Source organism: Luteimonas sp. 22616, assembly GCF_052044325.1.
In the GTDB taxonomy this organism is placed as follows: Bacteria; Pseudomonadota; Gammaproteobacteria; order Xanthomonadales; family Xanthomonadaceae; genus Luteimonas.
In genome coordinates this window covers 844,794-869,827 of sequence record NZ_JBQEMW010000001.1, presented here as the reverse complement: position 1 = coordinate 869,827, position 25,034 = coordinate 844,794, and the positions used below count along the sequence as shown (strand labels likewise).

Sequence of the window (25,034 nt, the reverse complement as noted above, 5' to 3'; positions counted from 1 at the left end):
CGCCTGCCGGTCCGTTCGATCAGCTCTCGCGCTCCAGCCGCGCGATTTCCTCCGCGCGCGCAGCCAGGATCAGCGCCGCGGCGCGTGATTCATCCACGCCCTCGATGCCGAACTCGACCACTTCGTCCGCGCCCAGGTCCGACAGGTCCTCGCTGGTGCGCACGCCGTGGGACGCCAGCGCGAAGGCAGTCTCCTCGTCCATGCCTTCCAGCGCCAGCAGGTCGTCGGCGGGCGCGTTCTCGTCGAGCTCTTCCTCGACCGCGAGCGCGTCGTTGAGCAGTGCGTCGCGGGCGCGGGCGCGCAGTTCTTCGACGATGTCCTCGTCGAAGCCCTCGACGGCCAGCAGTTCGCCGACCGGGACGTAGGCGATTTCCTCGACCGTGCTGAAGCCCTCGGTGACCAGGATGTTGGCGATCTCCTCGTCGACCTCGAGTTTGTCCTGGAACAGCGCACGCGCGGCGGCCTGCTCGGCCTCCGACTTCTCTGCGACCTGGTCCTGGGTCATCACGTTCAGCTGCCAGCCCGACAGGCGGCTGGCGAGGCGCACGTTCTGGCCGCCCTTGCCGATCGCCTGCGCGAGGCGGTCCTCGGCCACGGCCAGGTCCATCGAATGCTTGTCCTCGTCGACCACGATCGACTGCACCTCGGCCGGCGCCATGGCGTTGATCACGAACTGCGCCGGGTTGTCCGACCACAGCACGATGTCCACGCGCTCGCCGTTGAGCTCGTTCGACACCGCCTGCACGCGCGAACCGCGCATGCCGATGCAGGCGCCGATCGGATCGGTGCGGTTGTCGTAGGCGAGCACGGCGATCTTGGCGCGGTCGCCCGGATCGCGTGCGCAGGCCTTGATGTCGACCAGGCCCTGGCCGACTTCCGGCACTTCGAGCTTGAACAGTTCCATCATGAATTCGGGCGCGGCGCGGCTGATGAACAACTGCGGGCCGCGCGGCTCGGTGCGCACGTCGTACAGGTAGCCGCGGATGCGGTCGCCGGCGCGGACGATGTCGCGCGGGATCGCCTTGTCCTTGGGGATGAACGCCTCGGCGTTGCCGCCCAGGTCGACGTAGACGTTGCCGCGCTCGACGCGCTTGACGATGCCGGTCACCAGTTCGCCGACGCGGTCCTTCCATGCATCGACGACCTGTGCGCGCTCGGCTTCGCGTACGCGCTGCACGATCACCTGCTTGGCGGCTTGCGCGGCGATGCGGCCGAAATCGACGTTGTCGATCTGCTCCTCGATGTAGTCGCCGACCTCGGCGCCCTCGCTCTCGTCGAGCGCATCCATCAGGCGGATCTGGCGGTCGGGCGATTCCATCACCACGTCGTCGGCCACCACTTCCCAGCGCCGGTAGGTCTGGTAGTTGCCATCCTTCGGGTCGATCTCCACGCGCGTCAGCACGTCCTGGTCGAGATAGCGCTTCTTGGCCGCAGTGGCCAGCGCCGCTTCGATCGCCTCGAGGATCACGGACTCCGGCACGCCCTTTTCATTGGCGACCGCATCCACGACCAGCAACAGTTCCTTGCTCATCTGCTTCTCACTCCGCGGGGGACGGTTTTGCCGCCGCCGTCTTGTTGGTTCGTTTGTCTGTGGGTTTGTTCTTCGCTTGCTTGCCCGGACGCGCGTCGCGCCCCGACTTGTCCTGCGCGGGCGCCAGGCCCAGTGCCACCCAGTCCGGCACCAGGCGCGCCTTGTCGATGTTGTCAAAGCCGGCTTCCACGGGCGTGCCGTCGACGTCGAAGGTGATGCGATCGCCGTCGACCGCGGCGATGACGCCCTGCAGCCTGCGGCGCCCGTCCTGCGGCAGCTTCAGCGTGACCTTGGCGCGCTCGCCCAGGAACCGCGCGAACTGCTCTGGTGCGAACAGCGGCCGGTCGACGCCGGGCGAGGACACTTCCAGCGTGTAGTTGCCGCTGATCGGATCCTCGACGTCGAGCTGCGCCGACACTTCGCGGCTGACCGCCTCGCAATCCTCGATGCCGACCTGGCGCCCGTCGCCGGCATCGGCCGGGACGTCGATGTACAGGCGCAGCACCGCGCTGCCGGGAGCCGGCAGGTACTCGGCGCCGAGCAGTTCCACCCCGAGGGAGCGGATGGTCGGCGCCAGGAGGGTCGCGATTTGGGTTGCCTTGTCGGTCATCTGTTCCGTGAAGATCCTGCTGTCTGCATGCCGATGCGTCGCGGAAGGGCCCGAAAAACGACAAAGGGCCCAATGGGCCCCTTGTCCGATACCACTGGATTTCGGCACCGAGGCATGAAGCCTGCCTCGATCAAGCCCGACTTGCCGCCATCAAAAAAAGCCTCCGTGGAGGCTTTTCGTCGATCGCGAAAAGCTGGTAGCGGGGGCAGGATTTGAACCTGCGACCTTCGGGTTATGAGCCCGACGAGCTGCCAGACTGCTCCACCCCGCATCAGGAGCGGAATTATGGTGACTGCGGGAATTTATTGCAAGCCTGCGTGGGAATGTCGCGCGAAGTGCACGAATTTCCCTCTCTATCCAGGCCCTTCTCCTTCCCCTTCAAGGGGACGGCCGGGATGGGGACGGGTTTCGAGTCAAGCGTGGCTGAATGGCCCTTGGATATCGCCCTGATCCCCGAGGCAGCCTGGCGGCGTGCTTCTTGGGCGGGTAGCCACGCGTCGGGCTGGACACCCATCCCCACCCTTGCCCGTCCGGCCACGCGCAGCACGCGTGGCGTTCAGGCGGATGCGAGCCAATGGCTCGCAAGCTATCCGTCTTCACCCCCTTGAAGGGGAGGGAATTCGGAAGCGCGACTTCGCCGCGCTAGATTCCGAAAGCGCGCTGGCACCACGCCATGAGCGGGCTCCAGGCGAAACCGAGCACCAGCAGCGAGATCGCATTGATCGAGAACACCACCTGCAGCGGGCGTCCCGGGCGGACCTGGATCGGTTCGCCCACCGGCTCGTCGAAGTACATCACCTTCATCACGCGCAGGTAGTAGAACGCGCCGATCACCGCAAACACGATGCCGACGATGGCCAGCCAGAGCATGTCGCCATGGATCGCGGCGCGCAGCACCGCCAGCTTGGCCCAGAAGCCGAGGAACGGCGGCACACCGGCCAGCGAGGCCATGATGCACAGCACCAGCCCCGCCATCCACGGGCTGCGCGCGTTCAGGCCCTTGAAGTCGTCGATGCGGTCGGCCTCGAAGCCGTTGCGCGAAAGCATGATGATGGCGCCGAACGCCGCCGCCGCCATGATCGCGTAGCTGATCGCGTAGAACATCGCCGCCGCATAGCCCTCGGGGCCGCCGCCGGCGAAGCCGAGGAAGATGAAACCGACGTGCGAGACGGTGGAATACGCCAGCATGCGCTTGAGGTTGCCCTGCGCGATCGCGACCACGTTGCCGATCGCCAGCGACAGCGCCGCCAGGCCGGCCAGCAGCACGTGCCACTGGTCGCCCGCGGGGGCGAGCCCCGATTCGAGCAGGCGGTAGGTCATGCCGAACGCCGCCAGCTTCGGCGCCGAACCGATGAACAGCGTGATCGGCGTGGGCGCACCGTGGTAGGTGTCGGGCAACCACATGTGGAACGGCGCCGCGCCGAACTTGAACGCGATGCCGACGACAACGAACACGGTGCCGGTGAGCATCAGCACGCGGTCGTCGCCGGACAGCGTGCCTGCGGCGGCGTGGATCGTGGCCAGGTCCAGCGAGTGCGTGGCCCCGTACAGCAGCGACATGCCGTACAGCAGCATGCCCGAGGCCAGCGAGCCCAGCACGAAGTACTTCATCGCCGCTTCCGAACCCAACGGGCTGTCGCGGTCGATCGCCACCAGCGCGTACGAACCCAGCGCGAGCAGCTCGAGGCCGACATAGACCATCGTCAGGTTGCCGGCCGAGACCAGCAGCATCATGCCCACGGTCGCGAACAGCACCAGCACCGGCAGCTCGCCCTTGTACAGGCTGCGCTCGCGCATGAACGTCCACGCATAACCCAGCGCCACCGCCGAGACCACCAGCAGGCAGATCTTGAGCACGTCGGCGATGCCGTCGCGGATGAACATGTCGTGCATCACCGCGCCCTGCCCGCCCGTGCCCGCGGCCACCATGCATGCGGCGGCCAGCAGCACGCCGATCGCACCGACGTGGGTGACGATGCGACGGCGCTCGTCCAGGAACAGGTCGAGCATCAACAGCGCGAACGCGCCGATCACCACCAGCAGCTCGGGCGCCAGCGGCGCGATGTCTGCCAGGCTCCTCACCTGCGGGACCATCGTTGCTTCCATCAGTACGCCAAGGATCATCGCGGCATCGTCCTCAAAGCTTGCTTGCGGCGAGCTGCGCCGCCAGTTGCGCGATGGAGGGCTCCATCAGGTCGGTGAGCGGCTTCGGCCAGACGCCGATCAGCAGCACGCCGGCAGCGAACACGCCGAGCACGATCCACTCGCGGCTGTCGATGTCCTTCAACTCGGCCACGTGTGCATTGCCCACGTCGCCCCAGATCACGCGCTTGGCCAGCCACAGCGAATAGCCGGCGCCGATCATCAGCGTGGTCGCCGCGGCGAACGCGATCAGCGGGTGCTGCTGGAAGCTGGCCAGGATGATCATGAACTCGCCGACGAAGCCGCTGGTACCAGGCAGGCCCGAGTTGGCCATCGAGAAGAAGATCCAGAACGCCGCGAACCACGGCATCACGTTCGCGACACCGCCGTAGTCGGAAATCCGGCGCGTGTGCATGCGGTCGTAGAGCACGCCGATGCACGAGAACATCGCGCCGGAGATGAAGCCGTGCGACACCATCTGCACCATCGCGCCCTGCAGGCCGAGCCGCGCGACGTCGATGTTCTGCGCATCGCGGACCAGCGCCAGGGCGATGAATGTGCCCAGGGTCACGAAGCCCATGTGCGCGATCGACGAATAGGCGACCAGCTTCTTCATGTCGTCCTGCATCAACGCCACCATGCCGACGTAGACGATCGCGATCAGAGACAGCGTGATCATCAACCAAGCGAACTCGTGGCTGGCATCGGGGACGATCGGCAGGCTGAAGCGCAGGAAGCCGTACCCGCCGATCTTCAGCATGATCGCGGCCAGGACCACCGAGCCACCGGTTGGCGCCTCCACGTGCGCGTCCGGCAACCAGGTATGCACCGGGAACATCGGCACCTTGACCGCGAAGGCGATGAAGAACGCGAAGAACAGCCACGCCTGCTCGGTCGCCGTCAGCGACAGCTGCACCAGGTCCGGGATCTGCCAGCTGCCGCCCTTCAGGTACATGTAGATCAGCCCGACCAGCATGAACACCGAGCCGAGGAACGTGTACAGGAAGAACTTCATCGCCGCATAGACGCGGCGCGGGCCGCCCCAGACGCCGATGATGATGAACATCGGGATCAGCATGCCCTCGAAGAACGCGTAGAACAGGATCGAGTCGACCGCGCAGAACACGCCGATCATCACGCCTTCGAGGATGAGCATCGTGGCGAAGTACTGGCTCACGCGCTTGGCCACCGAGCCCCATGCACCGATCAGCACCAGCACCGTGGTGATCGTGGTCAGTATCACCAGCGCGATCGAGATGCCGTCCGCACCCAGGTGGTACTGGATGTCGTAGGCCGGGATCCACTCGCGGCGTTCGATGAACTGCAGCCCGGCGTTGGCGTAGTCGAAGCCCGTGAACAGCGGGATGCTGAGCACGAACGTCACCAGCGCGATCAGCAACGACAGCCAGCGCGCAGCGCTTGCGCGCTGGTTGCCGAGCGCGAGCACCAGTCCGCCACCGACGATCGGCAGCCAGATCAACAGACTCAGGAGGGGCCAGTTCGACACTTGTTCTTATCCGTGGCGGTCAGCGCCAATAGCGGATGAGCGCGGCCAGGAGCACGATCAGGCCGAGAATCATCGCAAAGGCGTAGTGGTAGAGGAGTCCGGACTGGGTGCGCCGCAGCACGCCCGAGAACAGGTCGACGAGACGCGCGCTGCCGTTGACGAAGGCACCATCGATCACCTTCTCGTCGTTGCGGCGCGACAGTTTGCCCAGCAGCATGCTGCCGCCGGCAAAACCCTTGATCCACAGGTCGTCCATTCCGTACTTGTTGTTCAGGACGCGGATCGGCAGCGCCAGCACGCGCGCCACCTTCGCCGGCAATTCCGGCTTTAGCAGGTACATCACAGTCGCCACCACGAAGCCGGCGAACGCAAGCCAGAACGCGGGCGCGACGAAACCGTGCAGGGCGAACTTCACCGGGCCATGCCATTCCGCCGCCAGGATCCCGATGACATCGCGCGGACCGGCGACGTCGATCGAACCGAGGAAGAACGGCAGCTGCTTCACGCCGCCCATCACGTCGGTGCCGAACAGCATCGGCCCGAGGGTGAGGAAACCCACGCCGATCGAGGCGATCGCCAGCAGCACCAGCGGCACCGTCACCACCCACGGCGACTCGTGCGGCTCATGCGCGCCGTGCCCATGGTCGTCGTGGTGGGCATCGTGTCCGCCACCGGTGGCATGGGCGTCGCGGAAGCGTTCCTTGCCGTGGAAGGTCAGGTACAGCAGGCGGAAGCTGTAGAACGCGGTGACGAAGGCGCCGAGCAGCACCGCCCAGTAGCCGTAGGTCGCGATCCAGTTGCCGGATTCGTGCGCATGGTGCGCCGCGGCCTCGATGATCGTGTCCTTGGAATAGAACCCGCTGAAGAAGGGCGTACCGACCAGCGCCAGGGTGCCGATCAGCATCGTCCAGTAGGTGATCGGCATGTACTTGCGCAGGCCACCCATGCGGCGCATGTCCTGCTCGTGGTGCATGCCGATGATCACCGAGCCGGCGGCCAGGAACAGCAGCGCCTTGAAGAAGGCGTGGGTCATCAGGTGGTAGACGCCGGCGCTGTAGGCCGACACGCCCAGGGCCACGGTCATGTAGCCCAGCTGCGACAGGGTCGAGTACGCGACCACGCGCTTGATGTCGCTCTGCACCATGCCGATCAGGCCGGTGAAGAAGGCCGTGGTGGCGCCGATGAACAGCACGAAGTTCAGCGCGGTCTCGCTGAGCTCGAACAGGGGCGACATGCGCGCGACCATGAAGATGCCGGCGGTGACCATCGTCGCGGCGTGGATCAGCGCCGAGATCGGGGTCGGGCCTTCCATCGAATCGGGCAGCCACACGTGCAGCGGCACCTGCGCCGACTTGCCCATCGCGCCGATGAACAGGCAGATGCAGATCACCGTCGCCACCGACCACTCGTGCCCCGAGATGATCGAGACGACCTGGCCGCCGCCGATCTTGTCGGTGGCGTTGGCGAACACCGTCGCGTAGTCCAGCGTCCCGAACCAGTACAGCACGCCGGCGATGCCGAGGATGAAGCCGAAGTCGCCGACGCGGTTGACCAAGAATGCCTTGAGGTTGGCGAACACCGCGGTCGGACGCTTGAACCAGAAGCCGATCAGCAGGTACGACACCAGGCCCACCGCTTCCCAACCGAAGAACAGCTGCATGAAGTTGTTGGACATCACCAGCATCAGCATCGAGAACGTGAACAGGCTGATGTAGCTGAAGAAGCGCTGGTAACCCGGATCGTCGGCCATGTAGCCGATGGTGTAGACGTGGACCAGCAGCGAAACGAAGGTCACCACGACCATCATCATCGCCGTCAGCTTGTCGACCATGAAGCCGACATGGGCGTCGATCGAGCCGACCTGGAAGAAGGTGTAGACGTTCTCGTTGAACGGCGCCGCCCCCTGCCCGACCAGCTGCCACAGCACGTAGATCGACAGCGCGCAGCTCGCGGCTACGCCGAGGATGGTGATCGAATGCGAGCCGGCGCGGCCGACCTTGTGGCCGAACAGCCCGGCCACGATCGCGCCGATCAGCGGCGCCAGCACGACCGCCAGCAGCACCGTTTTCGAGATCGCGAATTCCATGCCCGGCATCTGTCAGCCCTTCAAGGTGTCGATTTCGGCCACGTTGATCGTGCGCCGGTTGCGGAACAGCGTGACCAGGATCGCAAGGCCGATCGCGGCCTCGGCCGCGGCCACGGTGAGGATGAAGAACACGAACACCTGCCCGGCCGCGTCACCGGCGTCGCGCGAGAACGCGACGAAGTTGATGTTGACCGCGAGCAGCATCAGCTCGATCGACATCAGCAGGATGATCACGTTCTTGCGGTTGAGGAAGATGCCCGCGACGCTGATGCAGAACAATGCGGCACCCAGCGCGAGGTAATGGCCCAGCGACAGCCCCTGCATGAACATGTCCATCACTTGCCCTCCCCGCCAGCATCGCCGCTCGCCGGCGGCGCCTCGGGCGCAGGCCTGGTGGCGTCCATCTGCACCATGCGGAAGCGATCGCCCGCCTTGACCCGCGCCTGCGCGCTGGGGACCTGGTGCTTGGTGCCCTCGCGCTTGCGCAGGGTCAGCGTGACCGCCGCGATCACGGCCACGGTCAGGATCAGCGCGGCGACCTCGAACGGCAGCAGGTAACCGGTGAACAGGCGCTCGGCCAGCCACTCGATGTTGGGCACGCCGCCCGCGGCCGCCGGATCAACGCCGAACGGCGTCGAGCGCGCCTTGATGCCGATCAGCATCAGGATTTCGGCCAGCATCACCACCGCGACCAGCAGCCCCACCGGCAGGTAGCGCACGTAGCCTTCGTGCATCTTCACTTCGTCGATGTCCAGCATCATCACCACGAACATGAACAACACCATCACCGCACCGACGTAGACCACGACAAGCGCGATGCCGAGGAATTCCGCGTCGGCCAGGATCCAGGTGCAGGCGACCGTGAAGAAGGTCAGCGCCAGGCACAGCGCGGCATGCACCGGGCTGCGGACGCTGATCACCGCGCCGGCCGCGACCACGGTCACGACGGCGAAGGCGAGGAAGGCAAGTAGTGTGAAGTCCATGCGGTCCTCAGCGGAAGGCGGCGTCGGCGGCGCGGCGTTCGGCGATCTCGGTTTCGAGCCGGTCCCCGATTGCCAGCAGCTGCTGCTTGTTGACGATGTTCTCGCCGCGGTTCTCGAAGTGGTATTCGAGCACGTGGGTCTCGACGATGGAGTCGACCGGGCAGGACTCCTCGCAGAACCCGCAATAGATGCACTTGAACAGGTCGATGTCGTAGCGCGTGGTGCGGCGGCTGCCGTCGGCGCGCTGCTCGGAATCGATGGTGATCGCCAGCGCCGGGCACACCGCCTCGCACAACTTGCAGGCGATGCAGCGTTCCTCGCCGTTGGGATAGCGGCGCAGCGCATGCAACCCGCGGAAACGCGGCGACTGCGGCGTCTTCTCCATCGGGTACATCAGCGTGTACTTCGGCTTGAACAGGTACTTGAGCGTCAGCCACATGCCGGCGAACAGCTCCAGCAGCAGCAAACCCTTGAACCAGGACGCGATCTTGCCCATCACTTGCCCGCCTCGAACACGCCGTAGTACGCCATCAACGCCGTCACCGCGATCCACGCGATGCTCAGCGGAATGAACACCTTCCAGCCCAGCCGCATGATCTGGTCATAGCGGTAGCGCGGGAATGTGGCGCGGAACCAGATGAAGCAGCTGGCGAAGAAACCGACCTTCAGGAACAGCCACCACCAGCCGTCGACCGACAGCAGCGGGACGCCCCAGCCGTGCAGCGGCGACAGCCAGCCGCCAAGGAAGAAGATCGAGGCCAGGAAGCTGACCAGGATCATGTTGGCGTACTCGGCCAGGAAGAACAGCGCGAACGCGGCGCCCGAGTACTCGACCATGTGCCCGGCGACGATCTCCGACTCGCCTTCCACCACGTCGAACGGCGAGCGGTTGGTCTCGGCCACGCCGGACACGAAGTACACCACGAACAGCGGCAGCATCGGCAGCCAGAACCATTCGGTGAAGCCGCCGTTGCCAGCCTGCGCCATCACGATCTGCGTCATGTTCAGGCTGCCCGCGCCGATCATCACCCCGACCAGGGCGAAGCCCATCGCGATCTCGTAGCTGATGACCTGGGCGGCCGAGCGCATCGCGCCGAGGAAGGCGTACTTCGAGTTCGATGCCCAGCCGGCGATGATGACGCCGTAGACGCCGAGCGACGTCATCGCCAGCAGGTACAGCAGGCCGGCGTTGGCGTTCGACAGGGCCAGCTGCGCATCGAAGGGCACCACCGCCCAGGCGGCGAATGCCGGCGCCAGCGTGATCAGCGGCGCGACGATATACAGCACGCGCTGCGCGTTGGTCGGCTGGATGACTTCCTTGAACAGCAGCTTGAACACGTCGGCGAAGGCCTGGAACACGCCCAAACCGACGTACATCGGCCCATGGCGGACGTGCATCCAGCCAATGAGCTTGCGTTCCCAGACCACGTAGAAGGCCACCGCCAGGATCACCGGGACGGCGATCGCGAGGATCTTCAACACGATCCAGGCCACCAGCCCGATCGCACCGAGCGACAGCAGCCATTCGTGCAGCGGCCCGAACAGGTCGGCGAGGAAGGTCGCGGTGTTCATGCGGCCACCACCTTGATGTCCCCGGCAGCCAGCGCCGCGGTGGCGCCATAGCCGCGCTCGACCCAGGCCGAACCGGCGGCGACGCGATCGTCGAGCACGACCTGCAGCGTCGCGGTGCCGAACGCGTTGGAAAGCTTTGCCATCGCGCCGTCGGCGACGCCCGTCGCGGCGGCATCCAGCGGATGCAGGGTGACGCGAGGCCCGACCGTCAGCGGATGCGCCTGCAGCGCGGCTGCGCGGCGGGTGACGGCGTCGACGCGATAGATCGCCTCGGAGACCGCGAGCTCGTAGCCCTCGCCCGTCGTCGCCGGCGCGGTTGAAGTCGCCACCGCGACGTCGCGTGGCGCCAGGCCGGCACGCAGGCCGGCAAAGTCGGTGAAGTCGAAGCCGGCAATCCTGAGTTCCCCGGCCAGCGCACGCAGCACGCGCCAACCGGCGCGCGCTTCGCCCGGCAGCTTGCCGGCGGCCACCGCGAACTGGTCGCGGCCGTCGAGGTTGGTGAGCGTGGCCTCGATCTCGGGCAGCGCACCGATCGGCAGGATCACGTCCGCGACCGCGCGCGTGGAGCGGCAGGCGAACTGGCTGAACGCCACCACCTTGGCGCCGGCGAGCGCATCGAGCGCGCGCTTCTGGTCGGCGAAGTCGAGGCCCGGTTCGATGCCGTAGACGACATAGGCGCCGCGCGGCTGCGCGAGCATGGCGTTGGCATCGCGCGAAGCCGGAAGCACGCCGTGGCGCGCAAGGCCGAGCGCGTTGGCGCCCTGCGGGATGCGGCACAGCGCGGCGTTGTTCGCGCTTGCGAACTGCGCGGCGGCCTTGCGGATCGCGGAGGCATGCACGCCGTTCTCGGCGACCGCGCCGACGATGACGACCGCACGCGTCGCGCCCTTGAATGCGTCGGCCAGCGCCGCCGAACCCAGCGCATCGGCGATGCGCGAAGGTGCGACGATCTGCTTGCCCGCGATCTCAAACGCGAAGTCGAAATCGACCGGGTTGACCACGTGCACCTTCGCACCGCGCGTCCAGGCCTTGCGCACGCGCTGGTGCAGCAACGGCACCTCATGGCGCAGCTGGCTGCCGACGATGAGGATCAGGTCGGCCTGCTCGATCTCGGCGACCGGCATGCCGAACGCCTCGGCGCTGGCGCCGTCGGACAGGTCGTGCTGAGCGATGCGGTGGTCGAGGTTGCCTGTGCCCAGCGCGTCGGCCAGGCGTGCGAGCAGCGCGCCTTCCTCGTTCGAGGTCGACGGATGGACGAGGATGCCCAGGTCGTCGGCACCGTTGTCGCGCAGGATCTGCGCGGCCTTCGCCAGCGCTTCATCCCAAGAGGCCTCGCGCCACTCGTCGCCGTCCTTGACCAGCGGCTTCACCGCACGATCTTCGGCATGCAGGCCCTGGTGCGAATAGCGGTCGCGGTCGGACAGCCAGCACTCGTTGACCGCCTCGTTGTCGCGCGGCACCGCGCGCAGCACGTCGCCGCGGCGCGCGTGCAGGAACAGGTTGCTGCCTAGCGCGTCGTGGTAGCCCAGCGATTCCTTCGCGATCAGCTCCCACGGGCGGGCGCGGAAACGGAACACCTTGTTGGTCAGCGCGCCCACCGGGCACACGTCGATGACGTTGCCCGACAGCTCGGTGGTCAGCGGCTTGCCGTCGTAGGTGCCGATCTGCAGGTTCTCGCCGCGCTGCATGCCGCCCAGCTCGTAGGTGCCGGCGATCTCCGCGGTGAAGCGGATGCAGCGCGTGCACTGGATGCAGCGGGTCATGTCGGTGGCGACCAGCGGGCCCATGTCCTCGTCGGCGACCACGCGCTTGCGCTCGGAGAAACGCGACACCGAGCGGCCATAGCCCAGCGACAGGTCCTGCAACTCGCACTCGCCGCCCTGATCGCAGATCGGGCAGTCGAGCGGGTGGTTGATCAGCAGGAACTCCATCACGTTGCGCTGCGACTTGAGCGCCTTCTCGCTGCGGGTGGCGACCTTCATGCCGTCCATCACCGGGGTGGCGCAGGCCGGCGCGGGCTTGCCCATCTTCTCCACGTCGACCAGGCACATGCGGCAGTTGGCCGCGATGGCGAGCTTGTCGTGGTAGCAGAAGCGCGGGATCGGGATGCCGGCCTTGTCGGCGGCCTGGATGATCATCGAGCCCTTGGGCGCGGCCAGTTCGACGCCGTCGATGAAGACGGTGACCTGGTCCGGCGGCAGGCTCGGATTCACTGGCTGGGCGCTCATGCCGCCACCGCCTTCGGCACCACGGTGCCGTCGCGTTCGTCATCCACCAGGAAGCGTCCGTTCACGATCGCGTACTCGAATTCGTCCCAGTAGTGGCGCAGGAAGCCCTGCACCGGCCATGCCGCGGCCTCGCCGAATGCACAGATGGTGTGTCCTTCGATCTGCCCGGCCGCAGCGCGCAGCATCTGCAGGTCGTCGAGCGTGGCCTGGCCCTCGGCGATGCGGGTCAGCATGCGGTACATCCAGCCGGTGCCTTCGCGGCACGGCGTGCACTGGCCGCAGCTTTCCTGGAAATAGAAGCGCGCGATGCGTTGGCAGGCGCGCACCATGCAGGTGGTGTCGTCCATCACGATCACCGCGCCCGAACCAAGGCCGGAACCGGCCTTCTGCAGGCTGTCGTAATCCATCGTCAGCTGCATCATCGTTTCGCCCGGCAGCACCGGCATCGACGAGCCGCCCGGGATCACGGCCTTGAGCTTGCGGCCATCGCGCATGCCACCGGCCATTTCCAGCAGCTCGGCGAACGAGGTGCCGAGGCGGATCTCGTAGTTGCCCGGCCGCGCGACGTGGCCGGAGACCGAGAAGATCTTGCAGCCGCCGTTGTTGGGCTTGCCCAGGTCAAGGAACCACTGCGCGCCGTTGCGCACGATCGCCGGCACCGAAGCGTAGGTTTCGGTGTTGTTGATCGTGGTCGGCTTGCCGAACAGGCCGAAGTTGGCCGGGAACGGCGGCTTGTAGCGCGGCTGGCCCTTCTTGCCTTCCAGCGATTCCATCAGCGCGGTTTCTTCGCCGCAGATGTAGGCGCCGGCGCCGAGCGCGTTGTACATGTCGATGTCGATGCCGCTGCCGAGGATGTCCTTGCCCAGCCAGCCGTTGGCGTAGGCCTCGGCGGTGGCTTCCTCGAGGTGCTCGAACGGTTCGTGGTGGAACTCGCCGCGCAGGTAGTTGTAGGCCACGGTGCTGCCGGTGGCATAGCACGCGATCGCCATGCCCTCGATCACGGAGTGCGGGTTGTAGCGCAGGATGTCGCGGTCCTTGCAGGTGCCCGGTTCGGATTCGTCGGAGTTGCAGAGGATGTATTTCTGCATGCCCGAATCCTTCGGCATGAAGCTCCACTTCAGGCCGGTCGGGAAGCCCGCGCCACCGCGGCCGCGCAGGCCAGACTGCTTGACCATCTCGATCACGTCGGCCGGCGGGATCTTCTCTTCCAGGATCCTGCGCAGCGCGCTGTAGCCGCCGGTCTTGAGGTAATTCTCGTACGACCACGGCTTGTCGAAATGCAGCGTGGTGTAGACGGCCTGGTGCTCCTTCGGCGCGGGGCCGACGGGGCCGTAGCCTTCGGAGACGTGGGGGTGATGATGCGCCATGCCTGCGTCCAGCCTCACTTCAATCCGTCGAGCAGCTCGTCGACCTTCGCCGCGTCGAGCTTCTCGTGGTAATGGCCGTTGATCACGACCACCGGCGCACCGCAGCAAGCGGCCACGCACTCTTCCTCGCGCTTGAGGTAGACGCGGCCGTCGGCGGTGGACTCGCCCAGCTTGCAGCCGAGCTTGCGTTCCGCGTGCTTCACCAGGTCGCCGGCGCCATTGAGCCAGCAGCTGATGTTGGTGCAGAACGCGACGTTGTTGCGGCCCACGGGCGCGGTCTCGAGCATCGAGTAGAACGTCGCGACTTCGTACGCCCACACCGGCGGGATGCCCAGGTACTTGGCGACCGCGGCGATCAGCTCGTCGCTCAGCCAGCCGCCGTTGGCCTGCTGGGTAGCGAACAGGCCCTGGATCACCGCCGAGCGCTTGCGGTCCGGCGGGAACTTCGCCACCCAGTGGTCGATGTGCGCACGCACGTCGTCGGACAGCGCGACCATCGGATCGACGTTGCGCGCATTCTCGAAATTGCCGGTGGCCTTCATCGATCGACCTCACCAAACACGATGTCGTAGGTGCCGATCATCGCTACCACGTCCGACAGCATGTGTCCCTTCACCACCTCGTCCATCGACGACAGGTGGGCGAATCCCGGCGCGCGCAGGTGCACGCGGAACGGCTTGTTGGCGCCGTCGGAGACCAGGTAGCAGCCGAACTCGCCCTTCGGCGCCTCGACCGCGCAATAGGTCTCGCCGGCTGGCACGCAATAGCCTTCCGAGAACAGCTTGAAGTGGTGGATCAGCGCTTCCATGTCGTCCTTCATCTCCCCGCGGGAGGGCGGCGACACCTTGTAGTTGTCGAGCATCACGGGGCCGGGGTTGGCCTTGAGCCAGCGCACGCACTGCTCGATGATCCGCACCGACTGGCGCATCTCGGCCACGCGCACCAGGTAGCGGTCGTAGCAGTCGCCGGTGACGCCGACCGGGATGTCGAAATCGACCTCGGCATATTTCGCGTAGGGCTGCTTCTTGCGCAGGTCCCAGGCCACGCCGGAACCGCGCAGCATCGGGCCGGTCATGCCCCAGGCCAGCGCCTTTTCCGGCGGGATCACGCCGATGCCGACGGTGCGCTGCTTCCAGATGCGGTTGTCGGTCAGCAGCGTCTCGTATTCGTCGATGCGCTCCGGGAAGTCCTTCGCGAAGGCCTCCAGGTAATCGAGCATCGAGCCCTCGCGCCAGGCATTGAAACGCTTGAGCGAGGCGCCCTTGCGCCACTTCGACTCGCGGTACTGCGGCATGCGCTCGGGCAGGTCGCGGTAGACGCCGCCGGGACGGTAGTAGGTCGCGTGCATGCGCGCGCCCGACACCGCCTCGTACACGTCCATCAGCTCTTCGCGTTCGCGGAAGGCGTACAGGAACACCGCCATCGCGCCAAGGTCGAGCGCGTTCGAGCCGATCCACATCAGGTGGTTGAGGAGGCGGGTGATCTCGTCGAACAGGGTGCGGATCCACTGCGCGCGCTCGGGCGCCTCGATCCCCATCAGCCGTTCGATCGCGAGCACGTAGGCGTGCTCGTTGCACATCATCGACACGTAATCGAGCCGATCCATGTAGCCGATCGACTGGTTGAACGGCTTGGACTCGGCGAGCTTCTCGGTGCCACGGTGCAGCAGGCCGACATGCGGGTCGGCACGCTGCACGACCTCGCCGTCCATTTCCAGGATCAGGCGCAACACGCCGTGCGCGGCCGGGTGCTGCGGGCCGAAGTTCAGGGTGTAGTTGCGGATCTCCTGCCGCGCCTCGGCCACGTTGCTGGCGAAGGGCTTGCTGGAGACGTGCGGATGGGCGCTCATTTCGCGGCTCCTGCATCGGCCGGGCCGATGCCGCTGCGGACCTTCAGGTCGTGGTCTTCGCCGATGGCGGTGGCGTAACGGGCGTCGTCACGGATCACGCGCGGCACGCCGACGCGCGGCTCGACCGAGGTGACCGGCTCGTACACCACGCGCTGCTTCTCGGCGTCGTAGCGGACTTCGACATTGCCGATCAGCGGGAAATCCTTGCGGAACGGATGGCCGACGAAGCCGTAGTCGGTCAGGATCCGGCGCAGGTCCGGATGGCCCGGGAAGACGATCCCGAACAGGTCGAACGCCTCGCGCTCGAACCAGTTCGCGCCCGGCCACAGGTCGGTGACCGAGGCCACGACCGGGAGGCTGTCGTCGTAGGCGAAACAGGTCGCACGCAGGCGCCGGTTGTGCCCGACCGAAAGCAGCTGCGCGACCGCGGCGTAGCGGCGCTGCGGGACCGGCGTGATCTCGACGGCATCGGGCTGCGTCGCCTGCTGGCTCGGCCGTTCGCCGTACTTGAAGCGCCCCGGCCCCCTGCCCTCGACGCCGCGGCTGAAGCCTTCCGAGGACACGTCGGTGTCCCACTCGTCGCTGCCGTAGCCGAGATAGTCGATGCCGCACAGGTCGACCAGCATCTCGAACCCGAACTCGTCGCGCAGCGCGCGGCAGCCGTCATGCCAGGCATCGGGCGTGAACACGATGCCCACTTCGCCGCGCGGCATCGCCACGCTGACCTCGGCGCCTTCGAAACGCGCGCGCAGGCGATCGGCGAACGCCGACGCCGGCTCGTGGCCGACGTGTTGCTCAGCCATTGCGCTGCCCCGTCTTGTTCTCGCCGAAGTTGGTCGCGCGGCGGATCTTCTTCTGCAGCTGCAGGATGCCGTACACCAGCGCTTCCGCCGTCGGCGGGCAGCCGGGCACGTAGATGTCGACCGGCACGATGCGGTCGCAGCCACGCACGACCGAGTACGAATAGTGGTAATAGCCGCCGCCGTTGGCGCAGCTGCCCATCGAGATCACCCACTTCGGATCGGGCATCTGGTCGTAGACCTTGCGCAGCGCCGGGGCCATCTTGTTGACCAGGGTGCCGGCGACGATCATCACGTCGGACTGGCGCGGCGACGGGCGGAACACCACGCCAAAGCGGTCCAGGTCCAGGCGCGAGGCACCGGCGTGCATCATCTCCACTGCACAGCACGCCAGGCCAAACGACATCGGCCACATCGAGCCGGTGCGCGCCCAGTTGAGCAGCACGTCGGAGCTGGTGGTGACGAAGCCGCGTTCGGTCAGCGGGTTGTCGCCCTCCGGCCGCAGGATGTCGTCGACGCGACCTTCCGGCAGTGGATTGCTGACGAAATCCGCAGCCTTCTGAATGGACTGGATCACTCCCATTCCAGGGCTCCCTTCTTCCAGACGTAGATGAAACCGAGCAGCAGCATGCCCACGAAGATGCCCATTTCGATCAACCCGAGCACGCCCAGCTGCCGGAACACGGTGGCCCATGGAATGATGAAGATGATTTCCAGGTCGAAGACGATGAACTGGATGGCGATGAGGTAGTAGCGGATGTCGAACTGCATCCGCGAATCCTCGAACGCGGGGAAGCCGCATTCGTACGGCGAGAGCTTCTCCGCCGTCGGCCGATTCGGCCCGAGCACGTTGCCGATGACGATCAGGGCGATGCCGATGCCCGTGGCAACAAAAAGGAACAGCAGGGTCGGCAGGTATTCGGCCAGCACGCTTGTTTCTCTCGGCTACTGGCCGCGTGAACGGCCATTGCTCGGATTCCGCAGCACGCCGGAACCCATCTTGCCGCTGCGCGCATCCTGCGCGGAGCGAGCGGTTGGTGGAAAGCCCGGGCGTGGACGCACGGGTTCTTGCCGGGAGCTGCCATGACAGCCGCCCCAGGCCAGGAACCTGCATGTCCCTGCGCAGGCCTTCCGCTTGTGGTGCCCAAGGGGGGACTCGAACCCCCACGACCTAAGCCGCTACCACCTCAAGGTAGTGCGTCTACCAATTCCGCCACCTGGGCAAATCTTTCACTTTTCGCGTGCCGTTCCGGCCGCGAAACACCGGCATTGTAAGTGTCTCAATCGCCTTGCGGAACCGGTTGCTTCTGCGCAGGTGGTTGTGATTGCGTTTGTGCCGGCGCGGTATCGGCGGGCTGCGCCGGCGCCGAGGGCAAGGCCGGCGACTGCGCTGCGGGAACGGCGACATCGCCGGCAGCGGGCGCGGGCGCGGCCGGCACCTGCGACATCACGCCCAGGTCCTGCTGCGCCTGTCCCGGCTGCGCGCTGCGGGTCGCGTGCCAGGCCATGAACAGGGTGATCGCGAAGAACGCGATCGCCAGCCACTTGGTGGCCTTGGACAGGAAGTTCGAGGAACCCTGGGAACCGAACACCGTCGCCGAAGCGCCGCCGCCGAAGCCGGAGCCGGCCTGCGCACCGGCGCCGCGCTGCATCAGGATCAGCGCGATCATCGCGATCGCGATCAGCACGAACAACACGTTGAGGATCGACATCAACATCGGAAGGACTCTGGGTGGTGGGTTCCCGGTTGGGAACCGCTCGATGGGTTCAGGAAGCCGCCGCCTTGGCGATGGCCAGGAAATCGGCGGCAACGAGCGAGGCCCCGCCGATCAGCCCGCCATCCACGTCGGGCTGGGCAAACAGCTCGGCCGCGTTGTCGGGCTTCACGCTGCCGCCATACAGCAGCGGTAGCAAGCCGGCGATTGTAGCATCGCGCGCCGCGGCCTCGCCACGGATGAACGCGTGCACGGCCTGCGCCTGCTCCGGGGTGGCGGTCCGGCCGGTCCCGATCGCCCAGACCGGCTCGTAGGCCACCACGGCGCCCTCCAGGGCCCGGGGTCCGGCCAGCTCGAAGACCGGCTCGAGCTGGCCGGCGATCACGTATTCGGTCTGCCCCGCCTCGCGCTGCTGCAGGGTCTCGCCCACGCACAGGATCGGCACGAGCCCGGCGGCCTTGGCGGCGACGAACTTGCGTGCCACCAGCTCGCTGTCCTCCTGGTGGTACTGGCGACGCTCGGAGTGGCCCACCAGGCCGTAGGTCGCGCCGACGTCGGCGATCATCGCCGCGGACACCTCGCCGGTGTAGGCACCCTTCTCGTTGCAGCTCACGTCCTGCGAGCCGAAGCCGATGCCGCGACCCTCGAAATCCTCGATCAGGTCGCCCAGGTAAGGCAGCGGCGGCAGCACCACGACATCGACCCCCGCAACCGGCAAGCCGGCGGCCACGCCGCCAAGCAGTTCGGTGGCGAAGGCGCGGCTGCCATGCAGCTTCCAGTTTCCGGCTACGATCCTGCGACGCATCGGGCGACTCCTGTGGAAAAGGCGCACAAGGATAGCCGATGGGGCTCGAAGCCGGCCCCCGCCGAGCTCGGCAAGCTTTTTGTAGGAGCGGCTTCAGGCGCGAGCTTTTCCGGAAACCCCGATTAGGAAAAGCTCGCGGCTGAAGCCGCTCCTGCAGGGGATGCGGGGCTCCCGGGACTACTTCAGCTTGATCTCGCGCAACCGCTCCTCGAGGTAGCCCTGTGCGGTGATCGGCTCGGGATAGCGACTCGGGTTGTCGGCGCTGATCGTCGATGGCAGCACGTCGATCAGGAAGTCCGGGTTCGGGTGCAGGAAGAACGGCACCGAATAGCGCGGCTGGCGCGCCTGTTCGCCCGGCGGGTTGACCACGCGGTGGGTGGTCGAGGGATACACGTGGTTGGTCAGGCGCTGCAGCATGTCGCCGATGTTGACCACGATGGTGTCGGCGTCGGAGGTGAACGGCACCCACTCGCCTTCCCTGGACTTCACTTCCAGCCCGGCGGCGCTGGCGCCGACCAGCAGGGTGATCAGGTTGATGTCCTCGTGCGCGCCGGCGCGTTCGTTGGGGATATCGTCGGCGGTGATCGGCGGGTAGTGGATCGGGCGCAGGATCGAATTTCCCGAATCGGTCTTGTCGGCGAACCAGTGCTCCGGCAGGCCGATGTGCAGCGCCAGCGCCGCGAGCACCTGCGCACCAAGCTGGTCAAGCGCCTGGTACAGCGCATAGCCCTTCTCGCGGAAGCCCTCGACCTCGGAAGGCCACAGGTTGGGCGGCATCACGTCGCCGTACTTCGAGTCGCCGGGGATCTCGCGGCCGATGTGCCAGAACTCCTTGAGGTCGAAATGCTTGGCGCCCTTGGCCGTCTCCACGCCGAACGGCGTGTAGCCGCGCGCGCCGCCGCCGCCGGGCACGTGATACTGCTTCTTGGTGTCCTCCGGCAGCGCGAAGAAAGCCTTGAACACCGCGTAGGCATCGTCGATCAGCGGCTGCGCGATGCCGTGGTTGCGGATGCCGGCAAAGCCCCATTCGCGGTAGGCGGCGCCGAGTTCGCCGACGAAAGCCTGGCGGTCCTGCGGACTGGTCGGATGGGTGAATCGGCGGATGTCGAGCGTGGGGATCTTGGCGGGCATGCGATGGCTCTTGTCGGGTTCCCTGCCCTCGCAGGGAAAGACCTGGCAGGGAGGTTGGCGCGATGCGCGCCGTCGGGCGCAGACCGGTTCCGCGCCGCAGGCGATAGATTAGTCCAGGCGGGCAATGCCTGCCCGTTCGTGGCGCGCCGCGCTCAGGCCGCGGCGCGGACCGCGGCGGCCAGCGTGTCCAGCGTCGACTGCACCAGCGCCGCGTCGTCGGCCTCGACCGTCACCCGCACCACCGGCTCGGTGCCCGAAGGCCGCAGGAACGCGCGCCCGCGGCCGGCGACGCTGGCCTGGGCCGCGGCCAGCGCGACCTTCACGCTTTCGGCCTCGGCCGGTTTTGCGCCGTTCGAGTAGCGCACGTTGACGGTCTTCTGCGGCACCTTTTCCATCCCGCGCAATCCCTGCTGGAGGGTGATGCCGCGGCGGTGCAGCACCTCCAGCACCTGCAGCGCGCTGACGATGCCGTCGCCGGTGGTCGCCCGGTCCAGGCACAGCAAGTGGCCCGAGGCCTCGCCGCCGAGGTTGCTGCCGTGCTCGAGCAAGGCCTGGTGCACGTAGCGGTCGCCAACCTTGGCGCGGATGAAGCCGATGCCCGCGTCGCCCAGCGCGCGCTCGAAACCGAAGTTGCTCATCAGGGTGCCGACCACCGGCCCGTGCAGGCGGCCGCTGGCCTTCCAATCGCTGGCAAGCAGGAACAGCAGGTCGTCGCCGTCGCGCACCACGCCGTCGCCGTCGACGAACAGCACCCGGTCGCCGTCGCCATCGAAGGCGATGCCGAGCGCGGCACCGGTCTCGCGCACGCGCGCCGACAGGCCCTCGGGATGCATCGAACCGACGCCGTCGTTGATGTTCAGGCCGTTGGGCTCCACGCCGATCGCGTCGACGCGGGCGCCGAGTTCGCGCAGCACCAGCGGGCCGATCTGGTAGGTCGCGCCGTGGCCGCAGTCGACCACGATGCGCATCCCGTCAAGGTCGAAGTTGCGCGCGACCGAGTTCTTGCAGGCCTCGACATAGCGGCCGACGGCATCGCGCGTGCGCGTGGTCTTGCCCAGCTGCTCGGACGGCACCGTGCTGAACGGGTTGTCGAGCGCAGCCTCGATCGCCAGTTCGGTGGCGTCGTCGAGCTTCTCGCCCTCGGCGGAGAAGAACTTGATGCCGTTGTCGTAATGCGGGTTGTGCGAGGCGGAGATGACGATGCCGCCGTCGGCGCGCAGCGAGCGCGTCAGGTGCGCCACGGCGGGAGTCGGCATCGGCCCCATCAGCTGCACGTCCACGCCGGCAGCGACGAGACCCGCCTCCAGCGCGGCCTCGAACATGTAGTTCGACACCCGGGTGTCCTTGCCGATGATCACTTCCGGGCGGCGCCACTGGCCCGCGCCGGCGTCCTTGACCGTTGCGCGCAGCGCATGGCCGTAGGCGTTGCCCAGGCGCAGCACGAAGTCGGCCGAGATCACGCCCTCGCCGACCCGGCCGCGGATGCCGTCGGTGCCGAAATACTTCCTGCTCATGCTTCGACGACCACGTCGTCCTCCGGTTGCGGCTGTCGCATCAACAACGCAAGCAGGCCTGCAATCCGGTCGCGCAGCTCGCGGCGGTCGCAGATCTGGTCGATCGCGCCGTGTTCGAGCAGGAATTCCGAACGCTGGAAGCCTTCCGGCAAGGTTTCGCGCACGGTCTGCTCGATCACCCGCGGGCCGGCGAAGCCGATCAGCGCCTCGGGTTCGGCTAGGTTGATGTCGCCGAGCATCGCGAACGAGGCCGACACGCCGCCGGTGGTCGGATGGGTCATCACCGAGATGTAGGGCAACCCGGCCGCGCGCAGGCGCGCCAGTGCGGCCGAGGTCTTGGCCATCTGCATCAGCGAGAACAGGCTCTCCTGCATGCGCGCGCCGCCGCTGGCGGAGAAACACACGAACGGCGAGCCGATTTCCAGCGCGCGCTCGGCGCCAAGGGCGAAGCGCTCGCCGACCACCGAGCCCATCGAGCCGCCCATGAAGGCGAAGTCGAAGGCGCTGGCCACCAGCGGCTGCTGCTTGAGCGTGCCCTGCAGGGTCACCAGCGCGTCGCGTTCGCCGGTGCTCTTCTGCGCGGCCTTGATCCGGTCGGCGTACTTCTTCTGGTCCCGGAACTTGAGCACGTCGGTCGGGCCGAGTGCGGCCCCGATTTCCTGCGTGCTGCCGGCATCGAAGAACCCCCGCAGCCGCACCCGCGCGCGGATCGCCATGTGGAAATTGCACTTCGGGCAGACCTCGAGGTTTTCCTCGAGTTCGGGCCGGTACAGCACCGAACCGCAGCGGTCGCACTTTTCCCACAGCCCCTCGGGGACGCTGCGCTTCTTCGGTGCGCCGGGTTCGGTGCGGATGCGGGCGGGCATCACTTTTTTCAGCCAGGACATGCGATCAGGTTGCCTTTGGGCGGCCACGGCCGCGTCAGGCGTGAAAGTTTAGCGCACGGGGCCGGCCAGCCCCGCCCCGTCCAGCGCCGCCCGCAGGGGCGCAAGGAAGGCGCCGGCCCGCGCCGCCGCGTCCGCAGGGCCGTCCGCCCCGGCCAGTGCGGCCACCAGTGCGCTGCCTACCACGACGCCATCGGCATCGGCGGCCATGGCGGCGGCGCTGGCGGCATCACGGATGCCGAAGCCGGCAACCACCGGCGCCCGGCTCATCGCGCGGATCGTGCGCAGGCGCGCCGAGGCCGTCCCGGGATCGAGCTGGTCCGACGCGCCGGTGACTCCGGCGAAACTGACGTAGTAGAGATAACCCTGCACCTGCGCGCACAGCGCTTCGAGCCGTGCGTCGGTAGTGGTCGGCGAAGCCAGCAGCACCAGCGCCACGCCGTGCGCGGCAAAGGCCTCGCGGAAGCCACCGGCTTCCTCCGGCGGCAGGTCGACCAGCAGCACGCCATCGACGCCGGCGCCCGCGGCCTCGCGCGCGAACCCCTCGGCGCCGCGCACTTCCACCGGATTGAGGTAACCCATCAGCACCACGGGTGTGTCGGCATCGCGCTGGCGGAATCCACGCACGCTGTCGAACACGTACGAGAGGCCGGCGCCGCGCGCGAGCGCACGTTCGGAACTGCGCTGGATGGTCGGGCCGTCGGCCATCGGGTCGGAGAACGGCACGCCGAGCTCGATCACGTCGGCGCCGGCATTCACCAGTGCGTGCATCACCGGCACCAGTGCTTCCAGCGAGGGATCGCCAGCGGTGACGAACGGGATCAGCGCCTTGCGGCCGGTGGCCTTCAGCTGGGCGAACTTGGTGTCGATGCGGTTCATGGGTTTTGCTCTTTCCCCTTCAAGGGGGTGAAGAGGAGTGCTTGCGAGCCACCGGCTCGCACGACGATGAACGCCACGCGTGCTGCGCGTGGCCGGACAGGCTGGGATGGGGATGGGTTTTGCTGGAGCGGGAGGGAAACCCATCCCCTCCCCAGCCCTCCCCTTGAAGGGGAGGGAGCAGAACGCCAGGCGTTCCGCTGTTCACAGATCCATGCCTTCGCGGGCGGCGATGGTGTGTACGTCCTTGTCGCCGCGGCCGGACAGGTTGCACAGCACGATCGCGTCCTTCGGCATGTCGCGGGCCAGCTTGATGGCCTGGGCGATGGCATGGCTGGATTCGAGCGCGGCGAGGATGCCTTCGGTCTTCGCCAGCAGGTGGAATGCGGCGAGCGCTTCGTCATCGGTCACGCCAACGTATTCGGCGCGCCCGGTGTCCTTGAGGAAGGCGTGTTCGGGGCCGACGCCGGGATAGTCCAGGCCCGCGGACACCGAATGCGTCTCGGTGATCTGGCCGTCGTCGTCGCACAGCACGTAGGTACGGTTGCCGTGCAGCACGCCGACGCGGCCGGCTTCCAGCGATGCCGCGTGGCGGCCGCTGGCGATGCCCTCGCCCGCGGCTTCTGCGCCCACGATGCGCACGCCCGGGTCGTTGAGGAAGGCGTGGAAGATGCCGATCGCGTTGCTGCCGCCGCCCACGCAGGCGGTGATCGCGTCCGGCAACCGGCCGTATTCGGCCAGCATCTGCGCGCGCGCCTCGCGCCCGACCACGGCGTTGAAGTCGCGCACCATGCGCGGGTACGGATCCGGGCCGGCGACGGTGCCGATGATGTAGAAGGTGTCGCGCACGTTGGTGACCCAGTCGCGCATCGCTTCGTTGAGCGCGTCCTTGAGCGTGGCCGAACCGCTGGTCACCGGCACCACGCTCGCGCCGAGCAGTTGCATGCGGTAGACGTTGATCTTCTGCCGTTCGATGTCGGTCGCGCCCATGTAGACCACGCATTCGAGGCCCAGCCGCGCGGCAACCGTGGCCGACGCCACGCCATGCTGGCCGGCGCCGGTCTCGGCGATGATCCGGGTCTTGCCCATGCGGCTGGCGAGCAGCGCCTGGCCGATGGTGTTGTTGATCTTGTGCGCGCCGGTGTGGTTGAGGTCTTCGCGCTTGAGCGCGATGCGCGCGCCGCCAACGTGTTCCGACAGCCGCGTTGCCTCGTAGATCGGGCTGGGCCGGCCGACGTAATGCGCCAGATCCTTGTTGAACGCCTCGATGAACGCCGGATCCACGCGCGCCGCGTCGTAGGCCGCGGCCAGTTCCTCCAGCGGCCCGATCAGGGTCTCGGCGACGAAGCGTCCGCCGTGGCGGCCGAAGTGGCCGCTGGCGTCCGGCCAGGCGTGGTAGTCGATCGCGGCGGTGGCCGGCGCGCTTGCGTGCTT

At 67.2% G+C, this 25,034-nt stretch carries 23 protein-coding genes and 2 tRNA genes; all 25 read right to left on the bottom strand.

Annotated elements, in window-relative coordinates; translation table 11 throughout:
* Window positions 1-19 precede the first annotated feature (19 nt).
* The 25 genes from nusA to trpB all read right to left on the bottom strand — a co-directional run bounded on the left by nusA (window position 20) and on the right by trpB (window position 25,004).
* Window positions 20-1,531, bottom strand: coding sequence for a transcription termination factor NusA (nusA, locus tag ACTJIL_RS04070; RefSeq protein ID WP_440754309.1), 1,512 nt, complete (start codon window positions 1,529-1,531; stop codon window positions 20-22).
* A gap of 7 nt (window positions 1,532-1,538) precedes the next feature.
* Window positions 1,539-2,141 carry a ribosome maturation factor RimP gene (gene rimP / locus ACTJIL_RS04065; protein ID WP_440754308.1) on the bottom strand — a complete coding sequence of 201 codons (603 nt, stop codon included), beginning with the start codon at window positions 2,139-2,141 and terminating at the stop codon, window positions 1,539-1,541.
* Between the two features lie 194 nt (window positions 2,142-2,335).
* Window positions 2,336-2,412 (bottom strand) — tRNA-Met (locus ACTJIL_RS04060).
* Window positions 2,413-2,783: 371 nt separating this feature from the next.
* The gene (nuoN, locus tag ACTJIL_RS04055; RefSeq protein WP_440755838.1) at window positions 2,784-4,250 is read right to left on the bottom strand and encodes an NADH-quinone oxidoreductase subunit NuoN; all 1,467 of its coding nucleotides are present in this window, start codon (window positions 4,248-4,250) and stop codon (window positions 2,784-2,786) included.
* A 28-nt stretch (window positions 4,251-4,278) separates the two neighbouring features.
* Complete coding sequence (locus tag ACTJIL_RS04050; RefSeq protein ID WP_440754307.1) at window positions 4,279-5,790, bottom strand: NADH-quinone oxidoreductase subunit M; 1,512 nt, start codon at window positions 5,788-5,790, stop codon at window positions 4,279-4,281.
* Between the two features lie 19 nt (window positions 5,791-5,809).
* Window positions 5,810-7,876 (bottom strand): NADH-quinone oxidoreductase subunit L, encoded by a 2,067-nt coding sequence (gene nuoL / locus ACTJIL_RS04045; RefSeq protein ID WP_440754306.1) that lies wholly within the window; start codon window positions 7,874-7,876, stop codon window positions 5,810-5,812.
* Window positions 7,877-7,888: 12 nt separating this feature from the next.
* Window positions 7,889-8,206 (bottom strand): NADH-quinone oxidoreductase subunit NuoK, encoded by a 318-nt coding sequence (gene nuoK, locus ACTJIL_RS04040; RefSeq protein ID WP_440755837.1) that lies wholly within the window; start codon window positions 8,204-8,206, stop codon window positions 7,889-7,891.
* A gap of 5 nt (window positions 8,207-8,211) precedes the next feature.
* Window positions 8,212-8,859 carry an NADH-quinone oxidoreductase subunit J gene (locus tag ACTJIL_RS04035; protein WP_440754305.1) on the bottom strand — a complete coding sequence of 216 codons (648 nt, stop codon included), beginning with the start codon at window positions 8,857-8,859 and terminating at the stop codon, window positions 8,212-8,214.
* A gap of 7 nt (window positions 8,860-8,866) precedes the next feature.
* Entirely contained in the window at window positions 8,867-9,355 is a 489-nt protein-coding gene (nuoI, locus tag ACTJIL_RS04030; protein ID WP_440754304.1) for an NADH-quinone oxidoreductase subunit NuoI, read from the bottom strand.
* Complete coding sequence (gene nuoH / locus ACTJIL_RS04025) at window positions 9,355-10,431, bottom strand: NADH-quinone oxidoreductase subunit NuoH (RefSeq protein WP_440754303.1); 1,077 nt, start codon at window positions 10,429-10,431, stop codon at window positions 9,355-9,357. Before nuoH ends, nuoI begins: the two co-directional genes overlap by 1 nt.
* Window positions 10,428-12,659: an NADH-quinone oxidoreductase subunit NuoG gene (gene nuoG, locus ACTJIL_RS04020; RefSeq protein ID WP_440754302.1), complete on the bottom strand. Its 2,232-nt coding sequence runs from the start codon at window positions 12,657-12,659 to the stop codon at window positions 10,428-10,430. The genes nuoH and nuoG overlap by 4 nt, the downstream gene beginning before the upstream one ends.
* Complete coding sequence (nuoF, locus tag ACTJIL_RS04015; RefSeq protein WP_440754301.1) at window positions 12,656-14,026, bottom strand: NADH-quinone oxidoreductase subunit NuoF; 1,371 nt, start codon at window positions 14,024-14,026, stop codon at window positions 12,656-12,658. The genes nuoG and nuoF overlap by 4 nt, the downstream gene beginning before the upstream one ends.
* Window positions 14,027-14,040: 14 nt before the next feature.
* Window positions 14,041-14,568, bottom strand: a complete 528-nt coding sequence (gene nuoE / locus ACTJIL_RS04010) for an NADH-quinone oxidoreductase subunit NuoE (RefSeq protein ID WP_440754300.1) — start codon at window positions 14,566-14,568, stop codon at window positions 14,041-14,043.
* Entirely contained in the window at window positions 14,565-15,875 is a 1,311-nt protein-coding gene (locus ACTJIL_RS04005; RefSeq protein ID WP_440754299.1) for an NADH-quinone oxidoreductase subunit D, read from the bottom strand. Before ACTJIL_RS04005 ends, nuoE begins: the two co-directional genes overlap by 4 nt.
* The gene (locus tag ACTJIL_RS04000; RefSeq protein WP_440754298.1) at window positions 15,872-16,678 is read right to left on the bottom strand and encodes an NADH-quinone oxidoreductase subunit C; all 807 of its coding nucleotides are present in this window, start codon (window positions 16,676-16,678) and stop codon (window positions 15,872-15,874) included. Before ACTJIL_RS04000 ends, ACTJIL_RS04005 begins: the two co-directional genes overlap by 4 nt.
* Window positions 16,671-17,258 (bottom strand): NuoB/complex I 20 kDa subunit family protein, encoded by a 588-nt coding sequence (locus ACTJIL_RS03995; RefSeq protein WP_440754297.1) that lies wholly within the window; start codon window positions 17,256-17,258, stop codon window positions 16,671-16,673. The genes ACTJIL_RS04000 and ACTJIL_RS03995 overlap by 8 nt, the downstream gene beginning before the upstream one ends.
* On the bottom strand, window positions 17,249-17,605 hold the full coding sequence (locus ACTJIL_RS03990; RefSeq protein ID WP_440754296.1) for an NADH-quinone oxidoreductase subunit A: 357 nt from the start codon (window positions 17,603-17,605) through the stop codon (window positions 17,249-17,251). The genes ACTJIL_RS03995 and ACTJIL_RS03990 overlap by 10 nt, the downstream gene beginning before the upstream one ends.
* Before the next feature lie 208 nt (window positions 17,606-17,813).
* Window positions 17,814-17,898: transfer RNA gene (locus ACTJIL_RS03985), tRNA-Leu, on the bottom strand.
* Between the two features lie 57 nt (window positions 17,899-17,955).
* Window positions 17,956-18,393, bottom strand: coding sequence for a preprotein translocase subunit SecG (secG, locus tag ACTJIL_RS03980; protein WP_440754295.1), 438 nt, complete (start codon window positions 18,391-18,393; stop codon window positions 17,956-17,958).
* A 49-nt stretch (window positions 18,394-18,442) separates the two neighbouring features.
* Entirely contained in the window at window positions 18,443-19,195 is a 753-nt protein-coding gene (gene tpiA, locus ACTJIL_RS03975) for a triose-phosphate isomerase (protein WP_440754294.1), read from the bottom strand.
* A gap of 177 nt (window positions 19,196-19,372) precedes the next feature.
* Window positions 19,373-20,326, bottom strand: a complete 954-nt coding sequence (locus ACTJIL_RS03970) for an isopenicillin N synthase family dioxygenase (RefSeq protein WP_440754293.1) — start codon at window positions 20,324-20,326, stop codon at window positions 19,373-19,375.
* Window positions 20,327-20,478: 152 nt separating this feature from the next.
* Window positions 20,479-21,840: a phosphoglucosamine mutase gene (glmM, locus tag ACTJIL_RS03965; RefSeq protein WP_440754292.1), complete on the bottom strand. Its 1,362-nt coding sequence runs from the start codon at window positions 21,838-21,840 to the stop codon at window positions 20,479-20,481.
* Window positions 21,837-22,727 carry an acetyl-CoA carboxylase, carboxyltransferase subunit beta gene (gene accD, locus ACTJIL_RS03960; RefSeq protein WP_440754291.1) on the bottom strand — a complete coding sequence of 297 codons (891 nt, stop codon included), beginning with the start codon at window positions 22,725-22,727 and terminating at the stop codon, window positions 21,837-21,839. Before accD ends, glmM begins: the two co-directional genes overlap by 4 nt.
* Window positions 22,728-22,775: 48 nt before the next feature.
* A complete protein-coding gene (trpA, locus tag ACTJIL_RS03955) occupies window positions 22,776-23,603 on the bottom strand; it encodes a tryptophan synthase subunit alpha (protein WP_440754290.1) in 828 nt (275 codons plus the stop codon).
* A gap of 201 nt (window positions 23,604-23,804) precedes the next feature.
* Entirely contained in the window at window positions 23,805-25,004 is a 1,200-nt protein-coding gene (trpB, locus tag ACTJIL_RS03950; protein ID WP_440755836.1) for a tryptophan synthase subunit beta, read from the bottom strand.
* Window positions 25,005-25,034 lie beyond the last annotated feature (30 nt).

Coding starts and splice junctions, on each gene's coding strand:
- ACTJIL_RS04035 (WP_440754305.1), bottom strand. CDS start 8,859: ATGGACTTCACACTACTTGCCTTCCTCGCCTTCGCCGTCGTGACCGTG.
- nuoI (WP_440754304.1), bottom strand. CDS start 9,355: ATGGGCAAGATCGCGTCCTGGTTCAAGGGTTTGCTGCTGCTGGAGCTG.
- tpiA (WP_440754294.1), bottom strand. CDS start 19,195: ATGCGTCGCAGGATCGTAGCCGGAAACTGGAAGCTGCATGGCAGCCGC.
- rimP (WP_440754308.1), bottom strand. CDS start 2,141: ATGACCGACAAGGCAACCCAAATCGCGACCCTCCTGGCGCCGACCATC.
- ACTJIL_RS04000 (WP_440754298.1), bottom strand. CDS start 16,678: ATGGCTGAGCAACACGTCGGCCACGAGCCGGCGTCGGCGTTCGCCGAT.
- nuoH (WP_440754303.1), bottom strand. CDS start 10,431: ATGAACACCGCGACCTTCCTCGCCGACCTGTTCGGGCCGCTGCACGAA.
- trpA (WP_440754290.1), bottom strand. CDS start 23,603: ATGAACCGCATCGACACCAAGTTCGCCCAGCTGAAGGCCACCGGCCGC.
- ACTJIL_RS03995 (WP_440754297.1), bottom strand. CDS start 17,258: ATGGGAGTGATCCAGTCCATTCAGAAGGCTGCGGATTTCGTCAGCAAT.
- ACTJIL_RS04005 (WP_440754299.1), bottom strand. CDS start 15,875: ATGAGCGCCCATCCGCACGTCTCCAGCAAGCCCTTCGCCAGCAACGTG.
- nuoF (WP_440754301.1), bottom strand. CDS start 14,026: ATGGCGCATCATCACCCCCACGTCTCCGAAGGCTACGGCCCCGTCGGC.
- nuoL (WP_440754306.1), bottom strand. CDS start 7,876: ATGGAATTCGCGATCTCGAAAACGGTGCTGCTGGCGGTCGTGCTGGCG.
- secG (WP_440754295.1), bottom strand. CDS start 18,393: ATGTTGATGTCGATCCTCAACGTGTTGTTCGTGCTGATCGCGATCGCG.
- nuoE (WP_440754300.1), bottom strand. CDS start 14,568: ATGAAGGCCACCGGCAATTTCGAGAATGCGCGCAACGTCGATCCGATG.
- nusA (WP_440754309.1), bottom strand. CDS start 1,531: ATGAGCAAGGAACTGTTGCTGGTCGTGGATGCGGTCGCCAATGAAAAG.
- nuoK (WP_440755837.1), bottom strand. CDS start 8,206: ATGTTCATGCAGGGGCTGTCGCTGGGCCATTACCTCGCGCTGGGTGCC.
- nuoG (WP_440754302.1), bottom strand. CDS start 12,659: ATGAGCGCCCAGCCAGTGAATCCGAGCCTGCCGCCGGACCAGGTCACC.
- accD (WP_440754291.1), bottom strand. CDS start 22,727: ATGTCCTGGCTGAAAAAAGTGATGCCCGCCCGCATCCGCACCGAACCC.
- glmM (WP_440754292.1), bottom strand. CDS start 21,840: ATGAGCAGGAAGTATTTCGGCACCGACGGCATCCGCGGCCGGGTCGGC.
- ACTJIL_RS03970 (WP_440754293.1), bottom strand. CDS start 20,326: ATGCCCGCCAAGATCCCCACGCTCGACATCCGCCGATTCACCCATCCG.